The organism is Frateuria defendens (assembly GCF_001182895.1).
GTDB lineage: Bacteria > Pseudomonadota > Gammaproteobacteria > Xanthomonadales > Rhodanobacteraceae > Frateuria_B > Frateuria_B defendens.
The window spans coordinates 1-252 of record NZ_LFQR01000285.1 but is presented as its reverse complement, the minus strand read 5'-3'; the positions used below and the strand labels follow the sequence as shown (position 1 = coordinate 252).

1 protein-coding gene is annotated in these 252 nt (G+C 77.4%); it reads right to left on the bottom strand.

Going from position 1 to position 252, the window contains the following annotated elements:
• The coding region (locus ACH65_RS18290) for a hemagglutinin repeat-containing protein (RefSeq protein ID WP_049624076.1) at nucleotides 1-252 on the bottom strand (252 nt) is incomplete at both ends.

Sequence of the window (252 nt, the reverse complement as noted above, 5' to 3'; positions counted from 1 at the left end):
GAGGTTGTTGCCCGCGCCCAGCGCCAGGTTGCCGCCCGCGTTCAGCGTGGCGACCTGGTGGGTGACGTGGCTGGCCGTGCCGGTGGTGGCGGCGGCCAGGCTGAGGTCGTGCCCGGCCCAGGCGCTCAGGTCGCCGCCGCTGGTGAGCGTGGCGACCGGGGCCGTCAGGTCGTGGCCGGCCACCAGCGCCAGGTTGCCGCCGGCGCTGACCGTGCTGGCCGCCGTCTGCGTGGTCCAGCGCGTGCCGGTGGC